Origin of the sequence: Hydrogenophaga aromaticivorans (assembly GCF_013387465.1) — a bacterium.
GTDB lineage: Bacteria > Pseudomonadota > Gammaproteobacteria > Burkholderiales > Burkholderiaceae_C > Hydrogenophaga > Hydrogenophaga aromaticivorans.
Genome location: NZ_VYGV01000009.1, coordinates 1 through 16,905 on the forward strand (window position 1 = coordinate 1; position 16,905 = coordinate 16,905).

14 protein-coding genes are annotated in these 16,905 nt (G+C 68.9%); 10 read left to right on the forward strand and 4 right to left on the reverse strand.

What is annotated here, in order from left to right; genetic code table 11:
• Both F3K02_RS12205 and F3K02_RS12210 read left to right on the forward strand, forming a co-directional pair.
• Positions 1–754 (forward strand): uracil-DNA glycosylase (locus F3K02_RS12205; RefSeq protein WP_177135903.1); only part of this gene is annotated, 754 nt, incomplete at its 5' end.
• Positions 755–891: 137 nt separating this feature from the next.
• Entirely contained in the window at positions 892–1,743 is an 852-nt protein-coding gene (locus F3K02_RS12210; RefSeq protein WP_177135904.1) for a PEP-CTERM/exosortase system-associated acyltransferase, read from the forward strand.
• Between the two features lie 18 nt (positions 1,744–1,761).
• On the opposite strand, the gene F3K02_RS12215 is transcribed toward F3K02_RS12210, so the two are convergent.
• Positions 1,762–2,658, reverse strand: a complete 897-nt coding sequence (locus F3K02_RS12215) for a DMT family transporter (protein ID WP_177135905.1) — start codon at positions 2,656–2,658, stop codon at positions 1,762–1,764.
• Between the two features lie 139 nt (positions 2,659–2,797).
• On the opposite strand from F3K02_RS12215, the gene pyrF reads away from it, so the two are divergent.
• The 3 genes from pyrF (at position 2,798) to F3K02_RS12230 (ending at position 5,153) form a co-directional block, all read left to right on the forward strand.
• Complete coding sequence (gene pyrF, locus F3K02_RS12220; RefSeq protein WP_177135906.1) at positions 2,798–3,637, forward strand: orotidine-5'-phosphate decarboxylase; 840 nt, start codon at positions 2,798–2,800, stop codon at positions 3,635–3,637.
• 182 nt (positions 3,638–3,819) lie between these two features.
• Positions 3,820–4,539, forward strand: coding sequence for a glutathione S-transferase N-terminal domain-containing protein (locus tag F3K02_RS12225; RefSeq protein WP_177135907.1), 720 nt, complete (start codon positions 3,820–3,822; stop codon positions 4,537–4,539).
• Positions 4,536–5,153 carry a glutathione S-transferase family protein gene (locus tag F3K02_RS12230; RefSeq protein ID WP_177135908.1) on the forward strand — a complete coding sequence of 206 codons (618 nt, stop codon included), beginning with the start codon at positions 4,536–4,538 and terminating at the stop codon, positions 5,151–5,153. Before F3K02_RS12225 ends, F3K02_RS12230 begins: the two co-directional genes overlap by 4 nt.
• A 151-nt stretch (positions 5,154–5,304) precedes the next feature.
• Here F3K02_RS12230 and F3K02_RS12235 read toward each other — a convergent pair whose 3' ends face one another.
• Entirely contained in the window at positions 5,305–6,837 is a 1,533-nt protein-coding gene (locus tag F3K02_RS12235) for a CYTH and CHAD domain-containing protein (RefSeq protein WP_177135909.1), read from the reverse strand.
• Between the two features lie 90 nt (positions 6,838–6,927).
• Here F3K02_RS12235 and F3K02_RS12240 point away from each other — a divergent pair, with 90 nt between their 5' ends.
• Positions 6,928–7,758: a MipA/OmpV family protein gene (locus tag F3K02_RS12240; protein ID WP_177135910.1), complete on the forward strand. Its 831-nt coding sequence runs from the start codon at positions 6,928–6,930 to the stop codon at positions 7,756–7,758.
• A gap of 197 nt (positions 7,759–7,955) precedes the next feature.
• Here F3K02_RS12240 and uvrA read toward each other — a convergent pair whose 3' ends face one another.
• Positions 7,956–11,105, reverse strand: coding sequence for an excinuclease ABC subunit UvrA (gene uvrA, locus F3K02_RS12245; RefSeq protein ID WP_177135938.1), 3,150 nt, complete (start codon positions 11,103–11,105; stop codon positions 7,956–7,958).
• Between the two features lie 132 nt (positions 11,106–11,237).
• On the opposite strand from uvrA, the gene F3K02_RS12250 reads away from it, so the two are divergent.
• The 3 genes from F3K02_RS12250 to F3K02_RS12260 all read left to right on the forward strand — a co-directional run bounded on the left by F3K02_RS12250 (position 11,238) and on the right by F3K02_RS12260 (position 14,811).
• Positions 11,238–11,918, forward strand: a complete 681-nt coding sequence (locus tag F3K02_RS12250) for a hypothetical protein (protein WP_177135911.1) — start codon at positions 11,238–11,240, stop codon at positions 11,916–11,918.
• On the forward strand, positions 11,915–13,249 hold the full coding sequence (locus F3K02_RS12255; protein WP_177135912.1) for a (Fe-S)-binding protein: 1,335 nt from the start codon (positions 11,915–11,917) through the stop codon (positions 13,247–13,249). Before F3K02_RS12250 ends, F3K02_RS12255 begins: the two co-directional genes overlap by 4 nt.
• A 371-nt stretch (positions 13,250–13,620) precedes the next feature.
• Positions 13,621–14,811, forward strand: coding sequence for an MFS transporter (locus F3K02_RS12260; RefSeq protein WP_177135939.1), 1,191 nt, complete (start codon positions 13,621–13,623; stop codon positions 14,809–14,811).
• 40 nt (positions 14,812–14,851) lie between these two features.
• On the opposite strand, the gene F3K02_RS12265 is transcribed toward F3K02_RS12260, so the two are convergent.
• Complete coding sequence (locus F3K02_RS12265) at positions 14,852–16,348, reverse strand: chloride channel protein (protein WP_177135913.1); 1,497 nt, start codon at positions 16,346–16,348, stop codon at positions 14,852–14,854.
• A gap of 126 nt (positions 16,349–16,474) precedes the next feature.
• Between F3K02_RS12265 and ssb the strand changes: the two genes are divergently transcribed.
• Positions 16,475–16,905, forward strand: a 431-nt coding sequence (gene ssb, locus F3K02_RS12270; RefSeq protein ID WP_246309424.1) for a single-stranded DNA-binding protein, incomplete at its 3' end; no start/stop codon positions are given.

Sequence of the window (16,905 nt, forward strand, 5' to 3'; positions counted from 1 at the left end):
CCGCCGCCGATGCCCAGCAGGCCGGCGGCGAAGCCCCCCGCGATGCCGAGAGCGAGGTAGGCGGGCAGCCAGGTCAGCAGTTCGGCGCTCAGCATGGGACACCGCCTTGCGTGGCGCGGACCGGCCCGTTGCCGCCCCAGCCCGACTGCGCCCGGCGGGTGTGGACGCCATGGACTGGCCGGCGCTGCAAGCCGCCGTCGCGGGCTGCGAAGCCTGCGGCCTGTGCCGCAGCCGCCAGAACACCGTGTTCGGGGTCGGCGACCGCCAGGCCGACTGGATGGTGATCGGCGAAGCCCCTGGCGAAAACGAGGACCTGCAGGGCGAACCCTTCGTGGGCGTGGCCGGCCAGCTGCTCGACAACATGCTGCGCGCCATCGGCCGCAGCCGCTCCGGCAGTGGTGCGCAGGCCACCTACATCGCCAACGTGCTCAAGTGCCGCCCGCCGGCCAACCGCAACCCGCTGCCCGAAGAGGTGGCGCAGTGCGAGCCCTACCTGGCGCGCCAGGTGGCGCTGGTGCAGCCGAAGATCATCCTCGCCATGGGGCGCTTCGCGGTGCAGTCGCTGCTGCAGACCAGCGAACCCATCGGCAAGCTGCGTGGGCAGGTGCACCGCTACCAGGGTGTACCGGTCATCGTGACCTACCACCCGGCCTACCTGCTGCGCACGCCCAGCGACAAGGCCAAGGCCTGGGCCGACCTGTGCCTGGCGCTGGAGACGGCCGCCGCATCATCCGATCGCTCCACAGCCCCCTGACGCTCCAAAGACCTTGGTATGGGGGCTTGGAGCCCATGACCGGTCCCTGTCAAATCTGACGCCGTTTGGCGCCGTTCGCCCGGCGCCCGAGGCAACACTGGCCCGCCCGCTTGAGGGTGTCATTCCGTGTTGCCACCATGAAAACCCCACCCCTGTCCGTAACGGCCCTGTCGGACCCTGCGCTGCAACGCCCGCCCGCTGAGGCTGAACCGTCGAACCCGGTCCTGCCGGCGGCTGCCCCAGCCACTTTCGGCATCGCCGAGGCCTTCATGCAGCACCTGCAACCGCAGATCGCCCGCAGCGAACTCCAGCGCCGGGAGATCTACCGCCTGCGACACCAGGTGTATTGCGAAGAGCTGCACTACGAGGCCCTGCATCCCCTGCGCGAAGAGCGCGATCCGTTTGATGCCCAGGCCGTTCACTGCGCGGTGCGCCACCGCCGCTCGGGCGTGCTGGCCGGCACGGTGCGGCTGGTGGGCAAACGCGGTGCCCACGACCGCCTGCCGCTGGAGACCCACTGTGCCCAGGCACTGACCCACCCCAGCCTGCTGCCGCACCACTTTGAACCGCACGAAGTCTGCGAAATCTCGCGCCTGGCGGTGCCCGCGGTGTTCCGCAAACAGTCCGCCGCCGCCGCCGAAGGGGCCATCGTGGCCGGTGGGTTCTCGGAGCAGGAACTGCGCAGCTTTCCAGCCATCGCCATCGGCCTGTACATGGCGGCGATCACCCTGTCGCACGAGACGCAACGCCACCATGTGTTCGTGATGATGGAACCCCGGCTGGCGCGAGGGCTGGCTTTTGTGGGCATCCGCTTCCAGGCCCTGGGCGAGGCCATCGAATACCACGGCAAGCGCGGCGCCTACTACATCGACACCCGGCAGCTGCCGTCGCAGCTGGCGCCCGCCTACCTGGATCTGTTGCAGGTCATCGCTGGCGAGCTTTTCCCCCGACCGCTGACGGCCACGCATCCCGCGGCGGCGTGGCCCTGACCGGTGAAACCGCCGATCTCAGCCGAGGGCCGGGCTCGCTGGTCGGGCCGGCCACAACACCGTCGCAATCGCCAGCATCACCAGCACCACCGCGGTCCAGTCCTGCCAGTGCAGCACTTCACCGAGCCACCAGGCGCCGCTGAACACGCCCAGCACCGGGATCAACATCACCGAGAGTGTGGAGGCGATGGGTGGCAGGTCGCGCGCCAGCATCAGCCAGACCACCTGGGCAAACGCGAAGACGCCGATGGCGTTGTAGACGATGGCGCCCCAAATGGGTGCCGAGGGCAGGGTCCAGACGCCGCGCTCGAAGACCACCGCCAGCAGTGTCATCCACAGCGTGGTGGCCACGGTCATCCAGAACGAGATCGCCAGCGTCGGGTGCGCGATGCGGGTGCGGCGCATCAGCTGTGTGCCCAGCGCCCAGGTGGCCGCGGCCACCAGCATCATGAACACGCCCAGCGGCCGGCCCGACAGGGTGCTGACTTCGTGCCAGAGCAGCAGCACCACGCCCAGCGCCGCAGCGGCCACGCCGAACCAGGCACGGCCCGCCAGCCGCTGGCCGAACCAGGCCGCACCGAGCAAGGCTGAAAACACCGGCATCGTGTAGCCGAGGATCGCCGCCCGGCCGCTGGAGAGCGACTGGATCGCCAGGATGGCCAGCGTGTGCCAGAAGAACATGTTGGTGACCGTGAGCACAGCGAGCTCGCGCCAGTGCACACGATCGATGCGAAACGGCACCTTGCGCCACACCAGGAACAAGCCCAGCACCGGCAGGCCCAGCCACATGCAGATGCTGCGGAAGCTGAGCGGCGGGAAGCCGGTCACACCGATCTTCATGATCGGCCAGTTGAGGCCCCAGACCAGGGTGAGCAGGACGAGCAGGATGAGTTGCTGGCGGGACAGGGCGTGCATCGGTCTGATCTTAGGCCCAGAGCGGTGGTGCCGTTCCGGGCCAGGTTTCGCCGCTGGGCCGCCCCAAGGCGAAACGCGCCCCTGGGGGCAGCGACCCGCGCAGCGGTGGAGCGTGGGGGGACCCAATTAAAATTGGGCCATGACCTTTCTCGACATGCTCGGCGCGGCAGAGCGCCAGAACCAGTCCCTGCTCTGCGTCGGCCTGGACCCGGATCCGGCGAAGTTTCCCGCCCACCTCCGGGGCGACGCCTCGCGCATCTACGACTTCTGCGCCGCGATCGTCGAGGCCACGGCCGACACCGTGATCGCCTTCAAGCCGCAGATCGCCTACTTCGCCGCCCACCGTGCCGAAGACCAGCTCGAACGCCTGATGGCCCACATGCGCGCGGTGGCGCCGCAGGTGCCGGTGATCCTGGACGCCAAGCGCGGCGACATCGGCAGCACCGCCGAGCAGTACGCCATCGAGGCCTTCGAGCGCTACGGCGCCGACGCCGTGACGCTCTCGCCCTTCATGGGCTTCGATTCGGTGCAGCCCTACCTGAAGTACGAAGGCAAGGGCGCGTTCCTGCTCTGCCGCACCTCCAACCCCGGCGGCGACGACCTGCAGAACCAGCGCCTGGCGACGGTGGACGGCCAGCCCTTGCTGTACGAACACGTGGCCCGGCTCGCGCAAGGGCCGTGGAACCTGAACGGCCAGCTCGGCCTGGTCGTGGGCGCCACCTACCCCGCAGAAATCGAGCGCGTGCGTGAACTCGCGCCCACGCTGCCGCTGCTGATCCCCGGTGTGGGTGCGCAGGGCGGTGACGCCGTGGCCACCGTCCGCGCCGGTTACCGCCGGCAGGGCGACGCGACCACCGGACCGGTCATCGTCAACAGTTCGCGTGCCATCCTCTACGCGTCCAGCGGGGACGACTTCGCCGCCGCCGCGCGCAGCGAGGCCCTGCGCACGCGCAACGTGCTGGAAGCCGCCCGGGGCTGAGAGCCCGTTTCACAGGTGACAGCCGGCAGGCTGCGGGGCCTCTACGATGGGGGTTTTGATCAAGAGGCCAACCATGCTGCTGCGGGCATCCTCCCAGTACACACCGTGGAACCGGCTTTGCCGGGCCACAGGTGGGGTCCGCCCTTCGGGGGGAAGGCGCGAAGCTGCGCAGGGGGGTGGCTGTGCTTGATCTGTACACCGCCGCCACGCCCAATGGGCACAAAGTGTCCATCGCGCTCGAAGAGCTGGGCCTGTCCTACACGCTGAAGGTGCTGGATCTGACGGCCGGGGAGCAGAAGACGCCCGCTTTCCTGGCCATCAACCCCAACGGCCGCATCCCGGCCATCGTCGACCACGAGGCCGACGATTTTGCGGTGTTCGAATCGGGCGCCTGCCTGATCTACCTGGCCGAAAAGACCGGCCGCCTCATGCCCGCGGACGCCAAGGGCCGCTCGCGCGTGCTGCAGTGGCTGATGTTCCAGATGGGCGGCATCGGGCCGATGATGGGCCAGGCCAATGTGTTCTTCCGCTACTTTCCCGAGAAGATCCCGGCCGTCATCGACCGTTATCAGGGCGAAAGCAAACGCCTGTTCCGCGTGCTCGACGGCCAGCTGAAGGACCACGAATTCCTGGCGGGCGATTACTCCATCGCCGACATCGCCAACTGGGCCTGGGTGCGCACGCACCGCTGGTCGGGTGTGGAGATGGACGACCTGCCGCACCTCAGGCGCTGGCGCGATGCGATCCGCGCGCGTCCCGCGGTGCAGCGCGGCATTGATCAGCCGCCATCGAAGGTGGACCTCACGCGCGACGGCGACGCTGGCGCGCAAAAGTTCGCCGAAGAGGCCCGCCGCATGGTCGAGACCGGCCAGAGCCTGAAGCCGGGTGGAGGCGCCGCATGAAGCTCTACGTGGCATCCCGCGCGCCCAACCCCCGGCGCGTGCTCATGTTCCTGGTGGAGAAAGGCATCAACGGCCTGGACCTCGTCGATGTGGACCTGAACGCGCTCGAACACAAAGGCGATGCCTACCGCGCCAAAAGCCCGCTGGCCCGCGTGCCCGCGCTGGAGCTCGACGACGGTCGCGTGCTCACCGAAACCCGCGCCATCTGCACCTACCTGGAAGGCCGCCATCCCCAGACCAACCTGATGGGTGCGGACGCCACCGAGCGCGCCTTCATCGAAATGGCCGACCGCCGCGTGGAGTGGTACTTCTTGCTGCCCATCGCCAACTGCGTGCGCCACACCCACCCGGGGCTGGCGCCGCTGGAGCAGCCGCAGTTTCCCGATTTCGGCCGCTCGCAGGGCGAGAAACTGCGCGAGACCGCGGCCTGGCTGGACGGCGAACTGCAGCGCCAGCCCTGGGTGGCCGGCGAGCGTTTCACCATCGCCGACATCACCGCCTTCTGCGCGCTGGAGTTCGCGAAGCTGATGCGTTTCAACGCGGGTCAACAGGGTTTTGCCGCGCTGCAGGCCTGGCGCGACAAAATGGCCGAGCGGCCCAGCGCGAGGACTTGAACACCCCCGCAGCGCTTCGCGCTACCCCCTCCAGGGGGCGGCACTGGCCGTCCGGCAAAGCCGGCCCGGCGGTGCCCTGGGCTGGAGCGTGTCATGCGTCGGGGTCGCGCTCCGGTGCCCTGAAAAACGGATACGGGTTCGCCTTGTTGCTTCAGTCCCAGGTGGCTATGGCGCGCAGCAGCTGTTGCTGCACGCCGGGCAGATCGGCCAGGTGCACCGCCGTCAGTTCCTGCAGGCGACCGATCACCTTCTGCCCGGCCGGCGCTGGCGCGTCAGCGAGCAGGAGCTCCGCGGTGTGGAAGTCGTTCAGGGTACCGAGCAATTCCTGGGCGCGTTTGAGCGATCCGCTCCCGCGCCGCTGTGGCGGCAACAGGCTGGACAGGAAGGACTGGGCGTAGCGCAGTTTCTTGAGCTCGATGCGCAGCGCATGCCGCTCGCTCGCCGCCTGACGCGCCGCCAGGCGCACCGCGCGCTGCAGGCGGCGGTGTCGCTGCTGCAGGGTGGCGTGTGCCCACTCGGTCAGTGCGGGCTGGCCGGCTCGGGGCGCCCGGCCCTGCAGCGCCAGCAGCGCGCGCACGAAGGCCAGCTGGCCGAGCGCAAAGGCGGGCTCGAGCAGCGCCTGGCGGGCGCGCTGGTTGGCTTCATGCCGCATCTGCGTCACCCAGCGCGTCAGGGTTTCCGTCTGGCGACCATCGCCCAGCAACTGGGGCAGCCAGGTCGTGGCCAGCACGTCCCAGTTGCGCGCATCGCCGAGTTGCCCGGCGGCGGCCTGCCAGTGGGCGCTCCAGTGTGCCGAGAATCGGCGCGGCAGGAAGGGGCGAAACAGGCGCAGCCCGGTGCGCAGGCGGCGCAGCGCCACCCGCGCCTGGTGGATGTATTCCGGGTCGGGCAGGGGACCCGCCTCGGGCGTCTGCAGCAGGGCCAGCACGTTGCCTTGCAGCTGGGCCAGACAGGCCAGCGCCGTGGCGCAGAAGGCCTGAACCGGGTCGCCGTCGGCTGGCAGTTTCAGCGGCGCTTCGCGCAGGGGCCCGGGCGGTTGGCCCAGAAACAGGGCCAGACCGCGTTCGGCCTTGCTGCGGTCCGAGGGATAGAGCCAGATGCCCTGCGCGCTCCAGCCCTGGGGCCCGAGGGCCAGCGTGTGGGCCAAGTCGAGCAGGGCATCCACCGGGCCGCTCTTGAGTTCCAGCTCCAGTTCCAGGATCAGTTCCCGGCGGGTGTCGCCGGGGCGGGCGCCGGCCGGCCGGGTGGTGATGTGGCCCTCGTCCAGCGCCACCTCGATGTGCGCCCCACCATGTTTGAGCTGCCAGCTGCGGCGCGTGAAGTCGGTTCGGAACAGGGGAACCAGCCGGGGTCGGAGCCCGGTCAGCGCGGTGGCCAGTGCGGCACTGTCCACCAGGGAGGCAAAGTCCAGTTCGCCGGGTTGCGTCGGACCCTCCCACTCGCCGCGCCGCGACAGACCGCCCGCCGACGCGCCCTCGGTCTTGACCGTGAGCAGCGTGCGGCGTCCCACCCGCCGCTCGCGCACCGCGATGCGCTGCCGCATCAGCGCCAGATCGGGAGTGTCGAAATAGGTGTTGAGCAGGCGCTGCCGCTGCGGCTCCTGGGCCGCGAGCAGCGGATGCGCCAGCAGCCGCGGGAGGTCGCGGGTGAACAGCGCGAGTTTGAGTTCGGTTTCCTGTGCCATGTCCGCCAGTTTGCCGCAATGGGGGAAATCCGTTGACCCAGTTACATGGGACGGCGTTTTGGTGACATCCAGGCTGGCTATGATGCCCGGATGACAACCACATTTTGGCGCCAAGGTCTGGGGATGGTGGCAGCCTGTCTGGGGCTGCAGGCGCACGCCGAAGGACAGCTCGCGGTCGGGGGGCCGGCGGGCGATGCCGGGTATCTGGTGGGCGCTTCGGTCGTGTCGGCCAATGGGCACATTGGCAGTGGCGTGACCCGTTACGACATCAAGCCCCTGTGGGCATTCCAGCTCGGGCCGTTCCGCGTGTCGCGATCGCGGGCCAACTCGCTCTTGCGCGCCGGGCGGGAGCGGCTGGAAACCGGCGTGAGCACGGAGTTTGATCTGTTCAGCGACTGGCGGCTGGGCGCATCGCTGCGCCTGGACAACGGCCGCTCGTTCGACGGTGACCCCGAATTTCAGGGCCTGCCCGATGTGCGAACCACCTTGCGCGGTCGTGTGTCCACCGGGCGCTCCTTCGGTGAACGCTGGAACTGGAGCGTGAGCCTGGACCACGACCTGTTGGATCGCGGAGGCGGCGCCCGGCTGAACACCGGGGTGAACTACCGTTACCCCGTGTCACGGCGGACCAACCTGGACTTTTCGGTGGGCGGGGGCTGGGGCGACGCACGCTACCTGCGCACGCTCTACGGCATTTCGCCGGAGGCCGCCCAGGCGACAGGTCGCGAGCCGTACCGGCTGGGCAGTGGGTGGGAAAACCTGCGCCTGGGCGCCCACTTTGAAACCGCGCTGAGCACCCACTGGGTTGTGTTTGGCGGGCTGGATGTGTCGCGCGTGCTCGGATCGGCGGCGCGCAGCCCGCTGGTGGGACGCCTCGTCACCCATGGCCTGGGCGTGGGTGTGGCGTACCGCAGCAAGTGACAGGAACACCCCCCGCGTCGCCTTCGGCGCCACCCCCCTGAAGGAGGGCGACACTGGCGGCCCGGCGAAGCCGGGTCCGCGGTGTCTCTGGGTTGGCGTTTCCTCGCGCAGAGCGGGCCCCGCTCCGGTTGCCCTGTTTCCTGTGCCTGTCGTGAGGGCACTTCGCGCGGGCGGCTTGCGCGTCTATCGCCTTGCTTTCAGCGCTTGAGCAACCGCGCCAGATACCGCCCGGTGTGGCTTTCGCCGTTGGCGGCTATGTCTTCGGGCGTGCCCACGCCCACCACGGTGCCGCCGCCGGACCCGCCCTCAGGACCCATGTCGATCAGCCAGTCGGCGGTTTTGATGACGTCGAGGTTGTGCTCGATCACGACGATGGTGTTGCCGGCGTCGCGCAGCTGGTGCAGCACTTTCAGCAGCAGCTCGATGTCGGCGAAGTGCAGGCCGGTGGTGGGTTCGTCCAGGATGTAAAGCGTGCGGCCGGTGTCGCGCTTGCTGAGCTCCAGCGCGAGCTTGACGCGCTGCGCCTCGCCGCCCGAAAGCGTGGTCGCGCTCTGGCCGAGCTGGATGTAGGTCAGGCCCACGTCCATCAGCGTCTGCAGCTTGCGGTGCAGCGTGGGCACGGCGGTGAAGAACGCGTGCGCTTTCTCGACCGTCATGTCCAGGATCTGCGCGATGTTCCTGCCTTTGTACTGCACGTCGAGCGTTTCGCGGTTGTAGCGCTGGCCGTGGCAGACCTCGCAGGGCACGTAGACGTCGGGCAAAAAGTGCATCTCCACCTTGACCACGCCGTCGCCCTGGCAGGCCTCGCAGCGGCCACCGGCCACGTTGAAACTGAAGCGGCCCGGGCCGTAGCCGCGCTCTTTCGCGGTGGGCATTTCGGCCATGAGTTCGCGGATGCCGGTGAAGAGGCCGGTGTAGGTGGCCGGGTTGCTGCGCGGCGTGCGGCCGATGGGGCTCTGGTCGACGTTGATGACCTTGTCGAAATGTTCAATGCCTTCGATGGCGTCGTGTTCGGCGGGCTCTTCGTGCGACCGGTAGAGCGTGCGTGAGACGGCGGCGTAGAGCGTGTCGTTCACCAGGGTCGACTTGCCCGAGCCGGAGACACCGGTCACGCAGGTGAGCAGGCCGACCGGGAAGGCCACGCTCACGCCCTGGAGGTTGTGGCCGGTGGCGTTGACGACGCGGATCTCCTGCAGCTCGCCCAGCGTGGCGATGTGCGCCGCTTCGCGCGCGCTGCGGCGCTCGGCGGCCGGGCTCATGGGGAAGCGCGACTTGATGGGCGCGGCCCTGGCCGCGGCGGCGGCTTTGTTCACCGGCAGCCAGGGCGTGCGCCGCGTGGGCACGGCGATGGCGCGCGCGCCGCTCAGGTACTGGCCCGTCAGTGAGCCGGGTGTGGCCATCACCTCGGCACAGGTGCCCTGTGCCATCACATGGCCGCCGTGCACGCCCGCGCCCGGGCCCATGTCGATCACGTGGTCGGCGCAGCGGATCATGTCCTCGTCGTGCTCGACCACCAGCACCGTGTTGCCGAGGTCGCGCAGGTGCTGCAGGGTGGTGATCAGGCGGTCGTTGTCGCGCTGGTGCAGGCCGATGCTGGGCTCGTCGAGCACGTACATCACACCGGTCAGGCCGCTGCCGATCTGGCTCGCCAGGCGGATGCGCTGCGCTTCGCCGCCACTCAGCGTCTCGGCACTGCGGTCCAGGCTCAGGTAGTTCAGGCCGACGTCGTTCAGGAACTTCAGGCGCTGGCGGATCTCGTTGATCACGCGCGCGGCGATGTCGCCCTTGGCGCCCGGCAGGTGCAGCGCGCTGAAGTAAGCCAGCGACTCGCCGAGCGTGATGTGGCTGATCTTGTAGATGGGTTGCTTCTGCTCGCCTTCGCCCACGAACACGTGGCGCGCTTCCTTGCGCAGGCGCGAGCCACCGCACTCCGGGCAGGGCTGGGTGGCGCGGTAGCGGGCCAGCTCTTCGCGCACGTTGGCGCTGTCGGTCTCGCGGTAGCGGCGCTCGAAGTTGCGGATGATGCCTTCGAAGGGGTGTTTTTTGGTGATCTTCTTGCCTGCGCGCTCCCCCGATTCGAGCGCGTAGCTGAACTTGATCTCATCTTCGCCCGAGCCGTAGAGCAGCACCTGCTGCACCGCTTCGGGCAACGATTCCCAGGCCGCATCGGCGCTGAATTTGTAGTGCGCCGCCAAGCTTTCGATCATCGCAAAGTAGTAGCCGTTGCGCCGGTCCCAGCCCTTGATGGCACCGCTGGCCAGGCTCAGCGTGGGGAAGGCGACCACGCGCTCGGGGTCGAACACCTCCGTGTGGCCCAGGCCGTCGCAGCTGGGGCAGGCGCCCATGGGCGAGTTGAACGAGAAGAGGCGTGGCTCCAGCTCCCCCACGGTGTAGCTGCAGACCGGGCAGGCGAACTTGGCCGAGAAGCCGTGTTCGGCGCCGCCGTCCATTTCGACCGCGATGGCGCGGCCCTCGGCCAGGCGCAGCGCGGCCTCGAAGCTTTCGGCCAGTCTTTGCCTCTGCGGATTGGCGCCCTCTTCTTCGGCCGAACGCACCTTGATGCGGTCGACCACGACGTCGATGTTGTGTTTCTCGGTCTTTTTCAGCGCAGGCAGGGCATCGAAGTCCAGCACTTCGCCGTTGACGCGGAAGCGCACATAACCCTGGGCCTGCATGTCGGCGAACAGCTCCAGGAACTCGCCCTTCTTCTCGCGCGCCACGGGCGCCAGGATCATGAGCCGTGTGTCCTGTGGCAGCGCCAGCACCGTGTCCACCATCTGTGCCACGCTCTGCGAGGTCAGGGGCAGGTCGTGCTCCGGACAGTGCGGCGTGCCGGCGCGGGCGTAGAGCAGGCGCAGGTAGTCGTGGATCTCGGTCACCGTGCCCACGGTGGAGCGTGGGTTGTGGCTGGTGGCCTTCTGCTCGATGGCGATGGCGGGCGACAGGCCCTCGATCAGGTCGACGTCGGGCTTGTCCATCAGCTGCAAGAACTGCCGCGCGTAGGCTGAGAGGCTTTCCACGTAGCGGCGCTGGCCTTCGGCGTACAGCGTGTCGAAGGCCAGGCTCGATTTGCCCGAGCCTGACAAGCCCGTGATCACCACCAGCGCGTGCTTGGGGATGTCAAGGTCGATGTTTTTCAGGTTGTGCGTGCGCGCGCCGCGCACCGAAAGCGTGGCCGCGGTGCGCAGGGCCGCGGCGTGGGCGGGGCTGAGCGGAGCGGGTGGCGTGTCCGGCGCGGTGCCGGTCAGCGGGGTCGGGTTCTGGTTCAAGGCGGGGTCACCAGGGCGGGTTTCTGGCGTCAAAAAGGCAACCCGACATGATACGGCGGGACCGCTTCCGGGGTACATCCGCCGCACGCGGGTGGCGTTCAAAGCATGACGGGGCTCACACACCGTGCAGCGGCGCGCGATGGCACTTGGCTTTTCGGGCGGATTGGGCGTACTGTGCAAACCTTGGTGACAACAACAAGGAGGGTTCCCATGGATTTCCTGGACTGGGTGCGCGGCCCGCTGCTGACGCTGTCGCTTTTCATCTTTGTCGCCGGCGTCGCGTGGCGGTTGCTCGCGCTGTGGCGCCTGCCCCATCGGATCGCGCCCGGCGCACCCGAACGCCAGCCCTTCGGCACCGGTGCGGCGCTGCGCGCGGCCTTCACCCGCATGGTGCCGCGTGGCGGCTTTCACCCGAGCGCCACGCTCGTCACCGTGAACCCGTATGTGTTCCACATCGGGCTCGCGGTGGTGGTTTTCGGCTATGCACCCCACATCGCCTTCATCCGCCGCCTGACCGGCCTGTCGTGGCCGGCCTTTCCCGACGCCGTGATGTACGCCGCGGCGGCGGCCACCATCGTGTCGCTGCTGATGGCCTTGATGTTCCGCCTGAGCGATCCGGTGCTGAAACGGATCTCGGCCGCCGACGACTGGATCACCTGGGTGGTCACGTTCCTGCCCCTAGTCACCGGCATGGCGGTGATCGGCGATCCGTCTTCGACCATCCTGGCGCGCGACCATGTGGTCTACCGGGACCCGCTGGCGGTGCACCTGCTGACGCTGGAGCTGTTGCTGATCTGGTTTCCGTTCGGCAAGCTGATGCACGCCTTCCTGTTCCTGCCGGCGCGCATGCAGCTGGCCACGTTCTTTGGCCGTCGCGGGGTGCGCTCATGATCAACAAGGATGTGTTCCATGGTTTTCTGCAAGCCATCCACCACCTGCCGGAGATGGCGCAGCCCGATGCGCTCACCGACGCCGAACGCCTGGTCCGCGCCAAGGCGGTCATGCGGGCCAAGACCGACCGCGGGCTGGCGCTGGACCTGGAGGCCTGCGTGAACTGCGGCTACTGCTCGGAAGCCTGCCACTTCTACCAGAGCACGAACGACCCGAAATACAGCCCGAGCCGCAAGCTGGACCTGCTGCGCCGGGTGCACGCGCGCGAAACCTCGGCCTTTGCGCCGCTCAAGCGGCTGTTCCTGCCCGACATCACGCTCGACGACCTCAAGGAATGGCAGGAACTGGTCTACGACGCGTGCACCGAGTGCGGGCGCTGCAGCATGATCTGCCCGATGGGCGTCAACACCGCGCGCGGTGTGAACGTGATGCGCGAAGCGCTGTTCGAGGCCGGACTGGCCCCGCTGGAGCTGACGGCGGTCGCGCAGGAACAGGCCGGGCGGGGCACGGTGTTCGGTGTCGGCCCCGACGAACTCCGGCAGACGGTGGACCTGCTGCGCTCCCAGGGCATCACGATCCCCCTGGACGAACCGCAGGCCGACCTGATGCTCGTGACCACGGTGATCGACGTGCTACTGTTCCAGGACGCGCTGGCCGCGACGGCGCGCATCCTCAACCACCTGGGCGTGCGCTGGACCCTGCGCAGCGCGGGTTTTGAGGCGGCGAACTTCGGCCTGCTGTCCGGCAGCGAATCGCTGCAGAAGGCGGCCAGCCAGCGCCTGATCGACGAGGCGCTGGCCATCGGCGCCAAGACCGTCATCCTGCCCGAGTGCGGGCACGCCTACCCGGCGCTGCGCTGGGAAGCGCGGCTTGCCGACGGCCGGCCGCTGCCCTTCGAGGTGCTGGCGGCGTCCGAATTCGTGGGGCGCGAAATCACCGCCGGGCGTCTGCAGCTGCAGCCGCCACAGGACCCCAGCCGCAAGATCACCTACCACGACGCCTGCAAGCTGGCCCGGCACGGTGGCGTGGTGGACGAGCCGCGCGCGGCGCTCAAGGCCCTGGGCATGGACCTGCGCGAAACCACGCCCACGGCCGAACAGAACTGGTGTTGCGGCGGTGGCGCGGGCGTGTTCCTGATCAACCGCGCCGAGGGTTTGCGGCACCAGGCCTGGGGCATCAAGCGCGAGCAGATCGACGCCACCGGGGCCGACACGGTGGTGGTGTCCTGCGGCAGTTGCCGCCTGAACGTCATGGCGGGCGCCGAAGCCGACGCCTGGCCCACCACCATCGAGAGCGTGGTCGAAATGGTGGCCCGGCAGTTGCCGGGCTGAGAGGCTGAAAGTCTTTCGCTCATGCCCGCTCACCACCCCAAAACACACCCGCTCTGCGTTGCAAATGCGCGCCATAGCCCGAGCTATGGTTGTGCTTTGCGCCTTGATCGGCCGCGTTGTGGGGCGTTGCTCGGTCACGCCCGAAAAACTCTCAGCCTCTGACCCCTCCGCGCCTTGTTCCGGGACCGCCGGCCCAGGCCGGTGCCGACCGACCACCAGCGTGGGGTGAGGCCTTTGACGCACAATACCGGCTGGCCCCAACACCCCCCGGCATGAGGCAGGCGATCCTGCCTGACGCGTGCTTCTTGATCGTGTCTTCAACCTCCGCTCCCCCCGTTTCCAGCGATGCGCCCGCCCCCGATGCCAACCGCATGACGGGTGAGGAACGCCGCGCCAGCGGCGCGCTGGCGCTGGTGTTTGCGTTGCGCATGCTGGGCCTGTTCATCGTGTTGCCGGTGTTCGCGCTCGAAGCCGCGCGCCTGCCCGGCGGCGACGACCCGGCACGGGTGGGTTTCGCCATGGGCCTGTACGGCCTGACGCAGGCGTTCCTGCAGATTCCCTTTGGCATCGCGTCGGACCGCTTCGGCCGCAAGCCCACCATCGTGGCAGGCCTGCTGGTGTTTGCGGCGGGCAGCGCCATCGCGGCCTGGGCACCCGATCTCACCTGGCTGGCCATCGGCCGCGCGGTGCAGGGTGCCGGCGCCATTTCGGCCGCGGTCACCGCCTTCCTGGCCGACGTGACGCGCGACAGCGTGCGCACCAAGGCGATGGCCATGGTCGGCGCCAGCATCGCGCTGATGTTCGCGCTCTCGCTGGTGATCGCGCCGCTGCTGGCGGGCTGGGTCGGCCTGCCGGGCATCTTCGGCATGACCTGCACGCTGGCGCTGCTGGGCATCGCTGTGGTGCTGTGGGTGGCGCCGCCGGAACCGCGCGTGCACCGGCCGTCCGACATGCAGCAGGTGCGGGGCGGGCTGGGCGAGGTGCTGCGCCACGCCGGCTTGCTGCGCCTGAACCTGGGCGTGTTCGTGCTGCACGCGGTGCAGCTCGCCATGTGGATGGCTGTGCCCGCCATGCTGGTGCGGGCCGGGCTGGCCAAGGCGGACCACTGGCAGGTCTACCTGCCGGCGGTGGCGGCTTCGCTGCTGGTCATGGGCGGCGTGCTGTTTCCGATGGAGCGCAAGGGCCGGCTGCGCGCCGCGTTCCTGATCGCCATCGCGCTCATCGGCGTGGTGCAGATCGGCCTGTGGTGGCTGGCGCGCAGCGGCGCGGCGCCGGGCCTGTGGGCGCTGGGTGGCCTGATGTTCGTCTTCTTCATTGGCTTCAACACCCTGGAAGCCAGCCAGCCCAGCCTGGTGTCGAAGCTGGCGCCGGCGCACGCGCGCGGCGCCGCGCTCGGCGTCTACAACACGCTGCAGTCGGTGGGCTTCTTCGTGGGTGGCGCGGTCGGCGGCTGGCTGGCGCGAGCGCACGGGGCCAGCGGCCTGTTCGCCGTCTGCGCGCTGGGCACCCTGGTGTGGCTGGTGGCGGCCTGGCCGATGCAGGCGCCCGCCGTCAAACACTGACGTTCGACGCGTCCATTTTGCCTTGGTGCCGACGGGCTGGTCAGTCCTTCCGGGGTGGCGCGCCGCTGGTCGGCGGCAGGTCGTCCTGGCCCACACCGTCCAGCAGCGAGCGCTGCACCGGTTCCCCGACAGGCGGATCAGCGGTCGCCGTGGAGTCGTGCCCTGAGGGCGCCGGGGCGGGCGCATCGGTCTCGGCCGCAGCCTCGCGGGCCTGGTGTTCGCGGGTCGGGCGCAGCATCAGGTTGGACAGCGTGCCGTACAGCGGCCGGCTGATCAGACGCGAGATCAGGCTGGCCAGCATGGCCGCGGCCATCAGGCTGAGCACCATCGGCCGGCCGTCGATCATCTCCATGACGATGATGAACGAGGTCAGCGGGGCCTGCGTGGTCGCGGCGAGGAAGGCGGCCATGCCCATTGCGATCAGGGCGGGCGCCAGCGCGCTGGCGTTGCTGCCCGCGACGATCTGGGCCACGTCGTGACCGACCCCCGCACCAATGGACAAGGAGGGCGCAAAGATGCCGCCCGGAACACCGCTCCAGCTGGTGATCCAGGTGGCCATGAATTTCAGCAGCACGTACATCCGCGAGATGTCGCTCTCGCCCGCGAGCATGTTGCGCACTTCTTCCGCGCCGGCGCCGAAGGTCGCGCCACCCGACGACAGGCCGATGATCGCCACCACCAGGCCGCAGGCCGCGGCAAAGCGCACCGGGAAACGTTTGCGAAAAGCGCTGAAACGGTCGGGCATGCCGGCCAGTGACGCGGCCAGCAGCCGCGAGAAGAGCCCGCCCAGCACGCCGCAGATCACCGTCACCAGCACACCCGGCAGGATCGCGCCCCAGCCCAGCCGGGGCACCGCGATCGAACCGAAATAGGTCAGGTTGCCGAAGGCCGAGATACTGACCAGACCGGCCAGCACGATGGCGGCGATGATGAGGCCGTTGTTGCGCGCTTCGAGTTTTTTGGACAGTTCCTCGATGGCAAACACCACGCCCGCCAGCGGGGCATTGAACGCCGCCGCGATGCCGGCCGCGCCACCCGCCACCAGCAGCGCCCGTTCGCTCATGACCGAGCCCGGGCGCAACCAGCGGCGCGCGTCGTGCATGACGCCCGCGGCCACCTGCACCGAGGGGCCTTCGCGCCCGGCCGACAGGCCACCCAGCAGGCTCAGCGAGCCCAGGGCAATCTTGGCGAACGTGAGCCGCAGCGACACGAAACGGTGCCGCGAATCCTTGGGCAGCAGGGGATCCAGCGCCGTCATGACCTGGGGAATGCCCGAGCCCGCAGCGCCCGGGAAATAGCTGCGTGTGCACCAGACGATGAACGCCGTCAAGGCCGGTGTCCAGATCAGCACCACCCAAGGGGCCGCAGCGTACAGGTGCATGAACCACTCGAACGCGGTCTCGCTCATCAGCGTGAACAGGACCACGCACAGGCCGGCCAGGATGGCGTAGCCCAGGACCACGGTGCGGTCCAGCCACGCGCGGCCATCGGACAGTTCGTCTTGCAGGTTCTGGAAAAAGTCTGGTTCACCCCTCATGTGCCCACAGTGTAGGCCGTCGGAAAACCCGATTGGGTTCATCAGGGCAATTGCGGCACAATGGTTGACCGTTTTGCGGCCCGGGCTCCCGGCGCCGCCCGCTAATCCCCTCAGGGCACACCACTCATGGCATCCGTCAACAAAGTCATCCTCGTCGGCAACTGCGGCCGCGACCCCGAAATCCGTTACCTGCCCTCGGGCCAGGCCGTCGCCAACGTGAGCGTGGCCACCTCCAGCCGCCGCAAGGACAAGAACAGCGGCGAAACCATCGAAGACACCCAGTGGCACCGTGTCACCTTCTACGACCGCCTGGCCGAAATTGCCGGCGAATACGTCAAGAAGGGCCGCCCGATCTACGTCGAAGGCCGCCTGAAATACGGCACCTACGTGGACAAGACCACCGGCGTGGAAAAGAACACCGTGGACATCATCGCCACCGAACTGCAGCTGCTTGGCGGCCGCGAAGGCATGGGCGGTGGTGACGAAGGCGGCGGCGGTGGTGGCGGCTATTCGCGCCCGGCCCCGGCTCCGCGCCAGGCTCCGCCCGCGGCCCGTCC